Here is a 13,271-nt window from a genome sequence, read left to right on the forward strand (position 1 = left end):
TTTTTTGAGAATAAAGTTTGGCACAATTCATGAATAGAGTTTTTTAATATAAATTATAAAACGATAACGAATGAAAAAAATTACTTTATTTTTAGTTTTCATCGGGATGATGACACTACAAAGTTGTGAAGTGACAGAACTATATAATACCGTTGATAACGGTCCTCGAACTGAAGTGTATGAAGTTACAACTTCGTTCAACTCCAATAATAATTATAGCAGCTTGGTTGTATTTGATCCGCCAATTTATTCTTCGGATTCTGTTTTAGTATACCATTTGTATGATACGGTAAATGGAGCAGATATTTGGAAATTAATGCCTCAAACGTATTATCTGAATAATGGTGGTGAATTAGATTTTAATTTTGATTATTCCAGGTTTGATGTTAAAATTTTTCTTGCGGCTAATTTCAATCTGAATACTTTAGATTCCAGTTGGACACAAAATCAAACTTTTAGAATAGTAATTGTACCAGCAAATTTTGCCTCTACAATAAACAAAAATAATATGGATGCAGTTATGTCCTCATTGAAGGTTAGTAAAAGTGAAATTCAAAAAATAAATTTATAATTTCAGAGAAGTCAAAAAAAAAGGAAATCGAAAGATTTCCTTTTTTTATAGACCTTAAAATTAGGAGACAAACTCTTTGCTGTTTTTTCTAAGTGAAACTACAATTCCCACTATAAGAGCCACCGCTATAAAAGCCAGTGACATCCATTCCGGAATTTCATAATTGTATTTTTTTAGTATGTCATGGGTTAACATTTTCACACCAACAAAACTTAAAATAGCGATTAGACTGTATTCCAGATAACTAAATTTAGCTAACATATTAGCCAGAAAGAAATACATGGATCGCAATCCTAGAATGGCAAAAATATTAGAACTGAAAACTAAAAAGGGGTCATTAGTAATGGCTAAAATAGCAGGAACACTATCAATGGCAAAAACCACATCCATGACTTCAATAACCACAAGAGCTACAAATAGAGGGGTTGCGGCAGTAATGTGTCTTCTTTTGACAAAGAAATGCTCCTCATCCATATGATTAGATATGGGCATTATTTTTTTTAGGCTTTTATAGACGAATGATTTTTTAGGTTCAAATTTTTCATTTTCATTTCCAAACAACATTTTCATGGCAGTATAGATCAGGAAAGCACCAAAAATATACGTCATCCAAGAAAATTTATTGATTAGCATAACGCCAAAAAAGATCATTAGGCCTCTAAAGAATATTGCCCCTAATATTCCCCAAAATAAAACACGATGCTGGTATTGTGGCGGAATTTTAAAAGCAGAAAAGATTATGGCTATGACAAAGATGTTGTCAATGCTTAATGATAATTCAATTAAATATCCGGTAATGAACTTTATGGATGCTGTTGTGGGAGTTAATTGATCCGGATTTGCGATATAATTATTGTTGTAGAGCCAATAAATAACGCCGGAAAACAGGAATGATAAAGTAACCCATATTGCAGTCCACTTACCCGCTTCTTTTGAACTTATAATATGCGGCGTTTTGTTGAAAACACCTAAATCAAGAGCCAAGAAAATCATTACGGCTACTAAGAAAGAAATCCAGACAATCATATATCATATATTTAAAAAGTTGCACAAAGATACTTTTAGATTGTTTAACTTCAATAAATATTTAATCGAAAGTTTGCTGTTGTTTGTGATTGTCTATGTTTATTTTATTTTATGAAAATATCAGTAAAAATAAATAGGGGTGTTTAAATTGCTAAGTTGTTATTATAATTAATATTTTTTGTTAATTTGATAAATTTGACGTGGTTACCCATAAAAAACAGAGGTAATATTTTATAAAAGTAATTATTAAATTATATTTGCATCAAAATAATAGGGGGTTTAATTAATTAAAACAAAATTGTATGTCATCATTACGTTTTCAAGCTTTGAAAGAAGCATCAAACAGAGTTCCAGTAAAATTTGAAGAGACTGATAGAAAATCAACTATTTTTGGTTCAAATGTCTTTAATGACAAAGCAATGAAACAGTTTTTAACTTCAGATGCTTTTAAAGGAGTGCGCGATGCAGTTCAACATGGAACTAAAATAGACAGAAAATTAGCGGATTATATCGCAATGGGAATGAAAGAGTGGGCCTTGGCTAAAGGGGTGACTCATTATACACACTGGTTTCAGCCACTTACAGGAACAACCGCTGAAAAACATGATGCTTTCTTTGAAACTTCGTATGATGGCAGTGATCCAGTAGAGAAATTTGGTGGCGCTCAATTAGTACAACAAGAACCGGATGCATCTAGTTTTCCAAATGGTGGAATCAGAAATACATTTGAAGCTAGAGGGTATACAGCTTGGGATCCAACATCTCCAGCATTTATTTTTGGAACTACTTTGTGTATTCCAACGGTTTTTATTTCCTATACGGGGGAAGCTTTAGACTATAAAACACCTTTGTTGAGAGCTTTGACCGCTATGGATGACGCTGCTACCGAAGTATGTAAATATTTTGATAAAAATGTAAAAAAGGTAACTGCAACTTTAGGTTGGGAACAAGAATATTTCTTAATTGATAGATCTTTAGCAAATTCGCGTCCTGATCTTATGATGACCGGTAGGACTTTGTTAGGACATACATCGGCTAAGGGGCAACAATTAGATGACCATTATTTTGGGTCTATACCTACTCGTGCCTTAATGTATATGAGAGACTTGGAACAAGAATGCATGTTGTTAGGAATTCCTGTGAAAACACGTCATAATGAAGTAGCACCAAATCAATTTGAATTGGCTCCTATTTTTGAAGAAACAAATCTTGCTGTTGATCATAACTGCTTGTTGATGGATGTGATGCAAAAAGTAGGAGAACGCCATGATTTGAAAGTGTTGTTTCATGAAAAACCTTTCAAAGGAGTGAACGGTTCCGGAAAGCATAATAACTGGTCCTTGGCAACAGATACAGGAGTGAATTTATTGAGCCCTAGTAAAACTCCAATGAGTAATTTACAGTTTCTGACTTTCTTTATCAATACAATAAAAGCAGTAAATGATTACGAGTCTTTATTAAGAGGTGCAATTGCTACTGCAAGTAATGATCATAGACTAGGGGCAAATGAAGCACCACCAGCAATTATATCCGTATTTATTGGGGCGCAGTTGACTAAAGTTCTAGCAGAATTAGAAGGTGTAACTGCAGGGAAACTATCTCCAGAAGAAAAAACAGACTTAAAACTAAATGTAGTAGGGAAAATTCCAGATGTTCTTTTGGACAATACAGATAGAAATAGAACATCACCATTCGCTTTTACAGGAAATAAGTTTGAGTTCAGAGCAGTAGGATCATCAGCTAACTGTTCTAATTCAATGACGACTTTGAATACTATTGTAGCAAAACAATTAAAAGATTTCAAAATTGAAGTAGATGCGCTGATAGAATCTAAAGACATGAAAAAAGATGATGCTATTTTCAATGTTTTGAGAGAGTACATCAAAGTTTCTAAGAAAATCCTTTTTGAAGGAGACGGATATAGTGAAGCATGGGAAATTGAAGCAGGTAAAAGAGGGTTAAGTAACTTTAAAACAACTCCTGAAGCACTAAAAGCAAGAGCTTCTAAGCAAGCTTTAGATTTGTTTTCTGAAATGGGTATCATGAATCATATTGAAGTGGAGGCACGTTATGAAATAGAATTAGAGGAGTATACTAAGAAAATTCAAATTGAAGGTAGAGTTTTAGGTGATCTTTCTCAAAACCATGTTATTCCAACAGCCATTCGCTACCAAAACACTTTGATTGAAAATGTGAAGGGACTAAAAGAGATTTTTGGTGCTGATTTTGAAAAAATTGCAAAAGAACAAATCATTTTAATCAAAGAAATTTCCGGACATATTGAGGGGATCAATTCTAAAGTTCATGAAATGACCGAAGCTAGAAAGAAAGCCAATGCAATTACTGATGCACATGAAATGGCCCTAGCTTATTGTGATAAAGTAAAACCATTTTTCGAAGAAATTAGAAGCCACTGTGATAAACTGGAGCTGTTAGTGGATGATGAGATTTGGACACTAACAAAATACAGAGAATTGTTATTTACGAAGTAATCTACTTATTAACACATCGAGTGTCATTATAAGTCAAATAATATCTGGATTTACCGGTGCATAGGGTAGTATTATTTTTTGACGCATGCATGCTTGATTGGGAGTAATTTATTGCGCCATTGAAATTTAATAAAAATGTCTATCTGTTTCAGGTAGACATTTTTTTGATGTTTTGCACCTTGAAAGGCTAAATTGAAGGGTGTAAACAAATATTCTTAGTATGACAATTTTAGCAAGAAACACTTCTGATGACTCGATAGGCAAAACCCAAAAAAATAATTACCTTTGCCGCACAACTACCTGCATAAAAGCAGACTTCACAACTAGACTACATGAGTTCAGATACTTCAAAAAGATATGCGCTTCGCGGTGTTTCGGCATCCAAAGAAGATGTTCATAATGCGATAAAAAATATTGATAAAGGATTATATCCACAAGCTTTCTGTAAAATTGTCCCTGATTATTTAACTCAAGACGAAGAATATTGTCTGATCATGCATGCTGACGGAGCGGGAACTAAATCCTCTTTGGCCTACATGTATTGGAAAGAAACAGGCGATATTTCTGTTTGGAAAGGCATTGCCCAAGATGCTTTAATCATGAATATTGACGATTTATTGTGCGTGGGTGCAACGGATAATATTCTGCTTTCATCAACCATTGGAAGAAATAAAAATTTGATTACCGCTGAAGTAATTTCAGCAATTATTAACGGAACCGAAGAACTGATTAAAGAACTGGAATCTTTTGGGGTGACCATTCATTCAACAGGTGGAGAAACTGCTGATGTAGGCGATATTGTTCGAACTATAATTGTAGATTCAACAGTAACTGCTCGTATGAAACGCAGCAAAGTAATTGATAATGCTAATATTAAAGCCGGTGATGTAATTGTAGGATTGGCTTCTTTTGGCCAGGCTACTTACGAGAAAAACTATAATGGCGGAATGGGAAGCAACGGGTTAACATCGGCGCGTCATGATGTTTTCGGGAAATATTTGGCAACCAAATATCCGGAGAGTTTCGATGCTTTAGTTCCTGAAGAATTAATCTATTCTGGACAAGTAAAATTGACAGACGCCGTTGAAAATTCACCAATCGATGCCGGACAATTAGTGCTTTCGCCAACCAGAACGTATGCACCAATCATTAAGAAAATTTTAGACCAATATTCTTCCAATCAAATTCACGGAATGGTGCATTGCAGTGGAGGAGCCCAAACTAAAATTTTACACTTTGTAGAAAACCTACACATTATAAAAGACAATTTATTTCCAGTTCCGCCATTATTTCAGTTAATTCAAGAACAATCTAAAACGGATTGGAAAGAAATGTACCAAGTTTTCAATTGCGGTCACCGTATGGAAATTTATGTTCCGGAAGCTGTTGCACAAGACATTATTGCGATTTCAAAATCATTTAATGTTGATGCGAAAATCGTAGGTAGAGTAGAAGCTGCTACTTCAAAAAAACTGACTATTACCAGTGAATACGGAACTTTTGAATATTAAAAAGCTTCAATTGAAGTTCATTTTTCAATCTTTCAATTCTTTAATCTTTTAATTTTGTATCTATGTACGAATTGGTCTTTTGGAAATATCTGGAGGGAATTTATCTCAACCATCACGAAGTTTATGAAGCTGTTTCAGAAGAACAAGCTGAAATTGAAGGTCTTGAGGCACTTCCGGTACAAGTCATTTTGAACAGAATTGCTTCTGTATTCTCCAAATGGGAAAAAGTAGACGAGAACAGTTGGAAAAATAACAATGGTGCAGGTGCTTTTCATATCAGGATGACGTCCCAAAGTGTAAAAATTGATTGTTATGGCACTGAAGGAAAAACAATGGATACTTTAGTTAATATAATGGATGAATTCAAATGTTCGCTGTATGATCCCCAAGTTCCGGAGCGATATGATGAAATGAGTGAATAAAATTTTCACATCTATCGCGGCTATGAGAATCAGTGATGTAAGTAAGTCGAAAGTTTAAAAGTCGTAAAGTCAAAAGAATTAACTTTAAGTAAAACAGCTTTAAATCATATTGTTACATAATTTTATCCTGATTTTAAAATACGACATTATACCATGGTTATTACTTATAACCCAAATTAGTTTTAAATCAGCTTATTTACCGCTGGTGTATTCAGAAGAATTGGCGTTCCATAACCAATTTTCTTCAGCTTTTTTAACTGCGTTTCAGCATCACCTACCACTAAATAGATCATTTTATCAGCATTCAAATACTTTTCTGAAAGCTTTTTTATGGAGCCAATAGTAATTTTGTTTGGTATTAATAGCCAAATCTTTGACCCATCCCTCCACAGTGGTTTACTTGTAATGGTTGTCTGTTTCTGTAAAAAAAAATCAGAAAATTCTATTTTAGTTAATATGGATCATTACTTAGTTTTTTCCTTCAAGGTTAAATAGAGGAATGGTATAGGATCAGAATTAAATTTGGCTGACAAAATCTAAAAAAACTTTTTTGTGAAGTTCTAAATCCATGGTAGGAGAAAGTGCTACACGTACGATGTAATCTTTGTCACCCTCTTTAGTCGTCCCTTGAGTTGATGTTGCCGGAATTGTCCAGTAACATCCTTTTAACTGCCCATAACTCACACAAAACTTGCTTTCATTAGGTATTTCTCTAATCATTAAATTTATTAACCTAAGATTTAACTCTCTTTTATGAGCTTCTTTTTCTTTCGTTGTGTTCCCTTTACTGGGAAGGTCTAATGAAAACACAGAGGGGGTAAATCCTTGGTCTGCCAATGCTGACGAAACAAAATTAATTTTCGCCGCTGGTAAAGTTTTTTTTATGAAGTTTACAAATTCATGTGTATTATGATATGCATCCTTTATTCTTTGATTCATAGAAGGCAATTGTTTTGCCAAAATCTCCATTTGAAGATTGGTAGCCTCATTATCGCAAAGTTTTAGATGAAATTCTATTTTTTTCATCAACCCTTCCGTTTTTTTATTTCCCACACAATAGCCCGCAGTACATTGCCCGCCACTTGGAAATTTAGATCCGCTTACATATGAAATGGTCCTAATTGGTGATAATATATCCTCTTCACCTAAAAAGTGTACATTTGGACAAAAGGTTTGATCTAAAACAAAAATAGGATCTGTAGCAATTTTACCAGTTGCAGTTTTTCGCTGTTTACTCAAAGTAGCGCTTAATTTGAAAAGATCCGGAACTTCAACTCTGGGATTTGTTGGAATTTCAGCAATTATGATTGGAATAGCATCCTCGTCAGCAATTTTATCTAAAAGAAGCGCAATACTTTCAACCATATCTTTACCACCGTCAACCAGTAAATCCAGTATTTGAACAGAGTCAATGCAAGCAGCAACCCGTCTGGCTTGGTCGTTTGTACCACCGTAACAATTGGGGGGAACAATAATTTTGATCGCCTTTCCTTTATGGTTTTCCTTCGCATCATGAATTAATCCCATGACAACCGCATATTGAATTGATAGTCCACTGGAAGCAATTAGTGCTTTTGTCTTGCTTCCGGTAATGGTCGCAATTGAATCTAAAACCATTGCTTTGTTTGTCTCGATAGTATTCTCTTTTGGTTCTAAAGAAGATTGTGCTGTCAGAATTTTCAACATAGCAAGACAATTGGCTGGCGTCATTGCAATGGTCTCTCTTCTTCTGACATGCTGAATTTCGGGGATATAACTTTCGTTTTGGTCTCCATTTACAACTAAAATACTTCCAAAGTCAGAATGAACATTGATAAAAAAGTCAATGTTTTTGGTAAAATCAAAAGTGCTAATTTCATCTTGCTGCGTAATGAAAATGGTACTCCCGTCAAACTTGGAAATGGCTGTTTCTTTTTCAATCTTCTTTAAATCAAATGTATAGCCATAAATGTGCTGAAGTACTTCAACATCAAAAAATTCTGGTAATTCACCAGTGTAAATAATTTGAGTGTTTTTGCCAGCTAATAAATTTTTCCTTAGTACTGCCAAAATCGGAGTCGTCTTTGAGGAAAAACTAATTACATTTTCTGGTTTTAAATGATGTAAGTGGGCAATCACCCATTCTAATATACAAGATAATGGATGCCCTAATCGAATATAGTCATAAGCAGTGGGTAACTCTCCTAATGCCTTTGATTCAGAATTATTGCTATTAAATAAAATTTCAAACTGTTCTAAGAATTGAGTTTTCGCCAATTTTTCGTCATAAATATCTAGTCTGTGAGTTGTTAGATTCAACCAGCCAGTTGGCTTATTTTCTAACACGTCTTTAATATAACGTACTATTTTATTGTCTTTCATAATTTCCACCTTTAGATAAGATGGTAATATACAGTAATTAGATTTATTTAAAAGTGTTACAAGAGGTTTTATTATTACAGATCTGTTGTCAGTGTTGTGAAAGTGTCAGGAATAAATCCTCTAGGAGTGCTCTTTTTGGTTAGTCAGTAAATAAATATATGGCATAGAAACTTCAATCAGAATTCTTTAACAAAAATTATTTCGTCGGTCTTAAAAAAGATATTATTAAAAAAAAAATAGTTTACCCGTAATTAAAAAATCCCTAAACGAATGCTCGGAGTGCTTACTCGCACCGGAGTGTTTATTATAATACGATTTGGTCTTCTCTGATAGTTGTGTCTGTTGTCGTATTGGTAATAATAAAACTGGGCATTGCTATAAAAATAATCGCTATGGTGATCGTGATTGCAATGTTGGTGATGTTCTGCGTATGCCTCTTTTTTTCCTTGAATGTAGGCGCGATAAGCTTTTTTGTTGTTTTTCTTTAATTGTTTTTCGTATTTTTTTTGTTCTTTCCAAAAAGCTTTGTCTTCGCTGTTGTTTTGAGCAGTAAACTCCTGCTCATATTTTGCATCCTCTGCAGCGCGTTGTTGGTAATAAGTTACCGTAGCTTGTTTTGTGTTTTTTTTTGGTTCATCGGTACTATTGGCTTCTTGCGCATTTATATTTATGGCAAAACCAATAGTGATGAAAATGAGTAAGGCTTTAAATGTGTTCATAATTTTTATTTTAGTGATTATTGAGTGCTTCTTTATTGATAGCATTCTCAAGTAAGACAACTCTAAAGCAATTTACCCTACCAAGGGTTCATAATGTTTGTGACCCAACATACGTTGTATTTCTAATGCCGAAAAACTCTTTTGTGACAGCATCACGAGTTCAATACAGAGCATCCAATATTGGAAAAGGCAAATTAGTATTCTCCATAACGGTGCCTGAACGAAGACTGACACGACTACCGCATTTTTTGCATTGAAATTTTAAATCTGCCTTACGAAAGTAATGTTCGGTCTGTTGACACTTTTTACATACAATTCCCATTTCAAGTAGTTTAGCTTTGAATCCCTTATTACGTGTGACTTAATCAGGGTATTTCTCTAAAAATTCAGGTAGGTTCATAGCTCGTATTTAATAGGTTGATGACTCAAAAACAAGCTATTTTTAGCATTGGTACAAGTGACGGATAGTCATATTAAATTAATACCATTCAGCAGGGCTAATACAAATTAGGTTCTCTACAAACCAAATTAGGGTTACAAAAACTAAATAAGCGATCAGGGCGATCGGTGCTTATTTTGAAAACTAACCCTATAGCTTGTATAATTACTAAGCTGGTTTTGTATAAACAATAAAAAACAGTAGTTTAGCTAATAATTTTTTATTTATAAAATCCGTAATCTGCAAACCTAATAAATATGTCACAAGAAACTACTTCTGGAAGCCTAAAAAAAGGAAAAGTTGTGAATGTCATTCCGTTAAAAACAGCCCAAAGATGGGCAAAACGATGGTCTAAACGAGAAGGGGATTATAACAAACACCATCATTTAAATGCTTTTTTGATCCCTAAAATTGATTTAGTAGAAGTCCTCAAAGAAGGGGTCGATGCAGTGAGAGCATACATAGGAGTTGATGATGATGGAGTAGAAAAATTAATGATTGTGGGAACAAAATATGATCCCCTAACTCAAATTTATGTTGATATGATCACTCAAGACAATGGTGACGCTGGTGCAACGGAAGATGCTATTTATGATTTTACGTCTCCTTGTCCATCTACTTGTGATCCTGAAACTCTAATGCTACAATAGATGTTAAATGTATTTATATATGTAGGTCTCTTGGTTTTATTTTTGAATTTTGTTTTATTTATCCGGTGCTTTTCTCTTCAGGATAAAGTCTTTAAGATTTTTACAGGATATTTAGGGTTGGTTTTAGTTATCCAAATAATTTCGAATGTCTTGGCAAGAGTTAATATTAATAACCTTTATTTGTCTCATTTTTATTTTGTGGGTCAGTTTATAATACTCAGTTTTTTTTACAAAGTTTTATTAAAAGAGACGTATCAAAAAAAGATTGTTACAGTGGGTTTGTATGCTGGTTTAGCAGTCATTGGAATTCAATACGTACTAGATCCGAGTTTGTTTTTTAAATTCAATTTATTCGAAATATTCATTACCTCTTTTTTAATAGTTAGCTACGCAACCCTACATCTTTACAACATATTAAATGAGAAAAAAGAGTATTATTATATCAATATGGGTATTTTACTCTATTTATTTGGAAGCACCATTTTATTTATAGTAGGAAATTTGACAAATATATTGAGACTGGAATACACAAAAATACCTTGGGTATTGAACTCAGGACTCTATATAGTCTACCAATTATTCATTTTACTAGAGTGGAAAAAAAGTTTTTCCAAAAAGTAATTAAATAAATATTTATGAAGGCAGAATTAATAAATGAAAGTGATATAATCGAAATAATTATTTATTCCTGTGTTGCTTTTCTTTTGATGGGATTCGTCTTAATCTTGTTTTTCTATTTTTCGAGAAAAAAAATTATCCAGAAAGAATTAGAAAAAAAAGATCTGGAAATCCAGTATCAAAAAGAGTTATTGAGTGCCGTAATTATTACGCAAGAAGAAGAGCGCAAGCGTATTGCCCAAGATTTACATGACGACATCAGTTCTCAGCTTAATATTGTGTCTTTGAACAGTCATTTGTTAAATACTCCAAATTTGACCAAAGATGAGGTAGGAACAATTACCGAGAATATCATCAATCTGACTGCCAAAGCGCTGGATAATTCCAGGAAAATCGCACACGGTTTGTTACCTCCGGTTTTAGATAAATTTGGACTAGATGCAGGAGTGGGAGAATTATGCATGGAATGCAATAGTTCTCAAGTTGTCACGGTAAATTATGAAAATACAACCTTCTTTGATATTAAAGATAATATGAAGCATTTACACGTATTTAGAATCTTGCAAGAGTTGATCAATAATTCCATTCGGCACGGTAAGGCAACTGTCATATCTATTCTTTTTGAGGACAATTACGGACTCAAAAAATGCTCTTATTCTGATAATGGAATTGGTTTTGATATGAAAAATAAAGACAAGCAAAAAGGTCTTGGGATGAAAAATATTGATAGTAGAGTCGCTTTTTTAAACAGCACCATTGTCATTAATTCAGCTGTAAATAAAGGGATTACGGTCACTTTTAATTTTTAAATAATGAATGTTATTCAAATAATTTTAGTAGATGATGAAATTCTTTTTAGAAAAGGAATCTCTTTTTTGCTGGAACGGGAAACAAATATTGAGATTGTTTTTGAAGCCTCCAATGGGGATGAATTGATTTCCTACCTTCGCAGTACTAAAAATCATCCCGATATTATTATCATGGATCTGAAAATGCCAATTTTAAATGGAGTCGAAGCCACTAAGATCATCCATAAAGAATTCCCTGAAATAAAAATTATAGCGCTAACCAGCTATGATTCTAAGTCTTTTGTGGCGAATATGATTGATGTTGGTGCTGTTTCCTATGTGATAAAAAATGCGACACCACAAGAATTGCTTACAACCGTAAATGAAGTGGCTTTAAAAGGATTTTACTATACGGAATATGTCATGAAAATTATTCAAACCAATATTTTGAACACTAGAAAAACGAAAAGTAACTTTGATAGTGGCTTTTTGAGTGTACGTGAATTGGAAGTACTCAAACTTATTTGCTATCAAAAAAGCACCTTAGAAATTGCAGAGCAACTTTTTATAAGTCCAAGAACGGTGGAAGGACATCGAAATAACTTGTTGCTTAAAACAGAATCCAGGAATATTGCAGGATTGGTTGTGTATGCGGTTCAAAATGAAATTATGCCGTTTGAAGATTAATCAGAACCCATTTGTACTAAAAGCAATGCTGGATGCACTTTTTTTTGCAAAAAAAGAGAAGATTTTTTTAAAATTTTAAACAACTTAAATTCAGGTTTTAAGATAAGGGATTCCTTTAACAAATGCCAATGGACTAAGAAATATGGTGCTTTTTTTCGATTCTGTTATACGGCTTGAACTTTAACGAATATCCTTTGAAATCTTTTTTAAAAATAGTTTTCAGCATTTTTTTTATGGATTGTATTCCGCCAAAATCCCGTAAATAGGTAAACAGAAATTGCGATACGATCATTTTTTTTGATTCATGGTCAAATTCAGTTTCAAATTTGATAAAATCAGTGGTGACAGTAGCAAGCTGTGATTCAATTTCATCACAATTAAAATAATCAAACGGATCAGGATTTAAATTTGTAGTTCTTAACGCAAAGTGAATTCGGTAGTCTAGTTTACTGACGGCTAAGGTTTTTATAAAACCAGAATAAAATGGATTGGTTACATATCCTAATCCTATTTTGAATTTATTTTTTCTTAAAATCCCATGTTCAATATCATTTAACGAGAATATGGAACGTGCAATCTTTATCCTTTTAAGACGATACATAGTGTCGACTTGTTTTGTTTCATTTAGAATAATGAGATAAAAAGCATTATAGATATTAATCCAAAAAGTTTTTTTTAAAGCATCAGTGTCCAGACTCTTTTCGATTTTTGTATGTCTGATATAATAAAGTTGTCTTCTGAGGGAAGTCGTATCTTTTCCTAATTTTGCAGTTGATAGGATTTCTTCTGATAACGCGGCATAATAATTTTTTGAAACAATTGGTCGTGGTGTTTTTTGGTCTCGATTTAGCATTACAGAAGAAAATAATTAAAACATAAAGTGTAAAAAACAACAATAAGTCCTACTAACAAAGAAAATCCAATTTTTTTAAAAATAGTTTTAAAATTAAAATGGTTATTGTTTTCCTTTGAATTTAGTGCTAAATT

At 33.1% G+C, this 13,271-nt stretch carries 11 protein-coding genes and 1 pseudogene; 7 read left to right on the forward strand and 5 right to left on the reverse strand.

What is annotated here, in order from left to right; genetic code table 11:
• The first annotated feature begins 70 nt into the window (after window positions 1-70).
• Window positions 71-571: a hypothetical protein gene (locus EKM05_RS12080; protein WP_126555617.1), complete on the forward strand. Its 501-nt coding sequence runs from the start codon at window positions 71-73 to the stop codon at window positions 569-571.
• 60 nt (window positions 572-631) lie between these two features.
• Here EKM05_RS12080 and EKM05_RS12085 read toward each other — a convergent pair whose 3' ends face one another.
• Window positions 632-1,597: a TerC family protein gene (locus tag EKM05_RS12085; protein ID WP_126460973.1), complete on the reverse strand. Its 966-nt coding sequence runs from the start codon at window positions 1,595-1,597 to the stop codon at window positions 632-634.
• Window positions 1,598-1,899: 302 nt separating this feature from the next.
• Here EKM05_RS12085 and EKM05_RS12090 point away from each other — a divergent pair, with 302 nt between their 5' ends.
• The 3 genes from EKM05_RS12090 to EKM05_RS12100 all read left to right on the forward strand — a co-directional run bounded on the left by EKM05_RS12090 (window position 1,900) and on the right by EKM05_RS12100 (window position 6,022).
• Window positions 1,900-4,089 (forward strand): glutamine synthetase III, encoded by a 2,190-nt coding sequence (locus EKM05_RS12090; protein ID WP_126460970.1) that lies wholly within the window; start codon window positions 1,900-1,902, stop codon window positions 4,087-4,089.
• Window positions 4,090-4,421: 332 nt separating this feature from the next.
• Window positions 4,422-5,600, forward strand: coding sequence for an AIR synthase related protein (locus EKM05_RS12095; protein ID WP_126555619.1), 1,179 nt, complete (start codon window positions 4,422-4,424; stop codon window positions 5,598-5,600).
• Window positions 5,601-5,662: 62 nt separating this feature from the next.
• Entirely contained in the window at window positions 5,663-6,022 is a 360-nt protein-coding gene (locus tag EKM05_RS12100; protein ID WP_126555622.1) for a hypothetical protein, read from the forward strand.
• Between the two features lie 516 nt (window positions 6,023-6,538).
• On the opposite strand, the gene EKM05_RS12105 is transcribed toward EKM05_RS12100, so the two are convergent.
• The 3 genes and pseudogenes from EKM05_RS12105 to EKM05_RS12115 all read right to left on the reverse strand — a co-directional run.
• Complete coding sequence (locus EKM05_RS12105; RefSeq protein WP_126555625.1) at window positions 6,539-8,383, reverse strand: PLP-dependent transferase; 1,845 nt, start codon at window positions 8,381-8,383, stop codon at window positions 6,539-6,541.
• Window positions 8,384-8,634: 251 nt separating this feature from the next.
• Window positions 8,635-9,102 carry a hypothetical protein gene (locus tag EKM05_RS12110; protein WP_126555628.1) on the reverse strand — a complete coding sequence of 156 codons (468 nt, stop codon included), beginning with the start codon at window positions 9,100-9,102 and terminating at the stop codon, window positions 8,635-8,637.
• A gap of 81 nt (window positions 9,103-9,183) precedes the next feature.
• Window positions 9,184-9,511 (reverse strand): annotated as a pseudogene (locus EKM05_RS12115) (IS1595 family transposase); the annotation flags it as partial.
• A gap of 287 nt (window positions 9,512-9,798) precedes the next feature.
• On the opposite strand from EKM05_RS12115, the gene EKM05_RS12120 reads away from it, so the two are divergent.
• The 3 genes from EKM05_RS12120 to EKM05_RS12135 all read left to right on the forward strand — a co-directional run bounded on the left by EKM05_RS12120 (window position 9,799) and on the right by EKM05_RS12135 (window position 12,284).
• A complete protein-coding gene (locus EKM05_RS12120; RefSeq protein ID WP_126555631.1) occupies window positions 9,799-10,191 on the forward strand; it encodes a hypothetical protein in 393 nt (130 codons plus the stop codon).
• Between the two features lie 635 nt (window positions 10,192-10,826).
• Window positions 10,827-11,618 carry a sensor histidine kinase gene (locus EKM05_RS12130; RefSeq protein ID WP_126555634.1) on the forward strand — a complete coding sequence of 264 codons (792 nt, stop codon included), beginning with the start codon at window positions 10,827-10,829 and terminating at the stop codon, window positions 11,616-11,618.
• 3 nt (window positions 11,619-11,621) lie between these two features.
• Entirely contained in the window at window positions 11,622-12,284 is a 663-nt protein-coding gene (locus EKM05_RS12135) for a response regulator transcription factor (protein ID WP_126555636.1), read from the forward strand.
• 133 nt (window positions 12,285-12,417) lie between these two features.
• Here EKM05_RS12135 and EKM05_RS12140 read toward each other — a convergent pair whose 3' ends face one another.
• On the reverse strand, window positions 12,418-13,137 hold the full coding sequence (locus EKM05_RS12140) for a DUF547 domain-containing protein (RefSeq protein WP_126555639.1): 720 nt from the start codon (window positions 13,135-13,137) through the stop codon (window positions 12,418-12,420).
• Between the last annotated feature and the right edge of the window lie 134 nt (window positions 13,138-13,271).

Origin of the sequence: Flavobacterium sp. GSP27, assembly GCF_003970395.1 — a bacterium.
Classification (GTDB): Bacteria; Bacteroidota; Bacteroidia; order Flavobacteriales; family Flavobacteriaceae; genus Flavobacterium.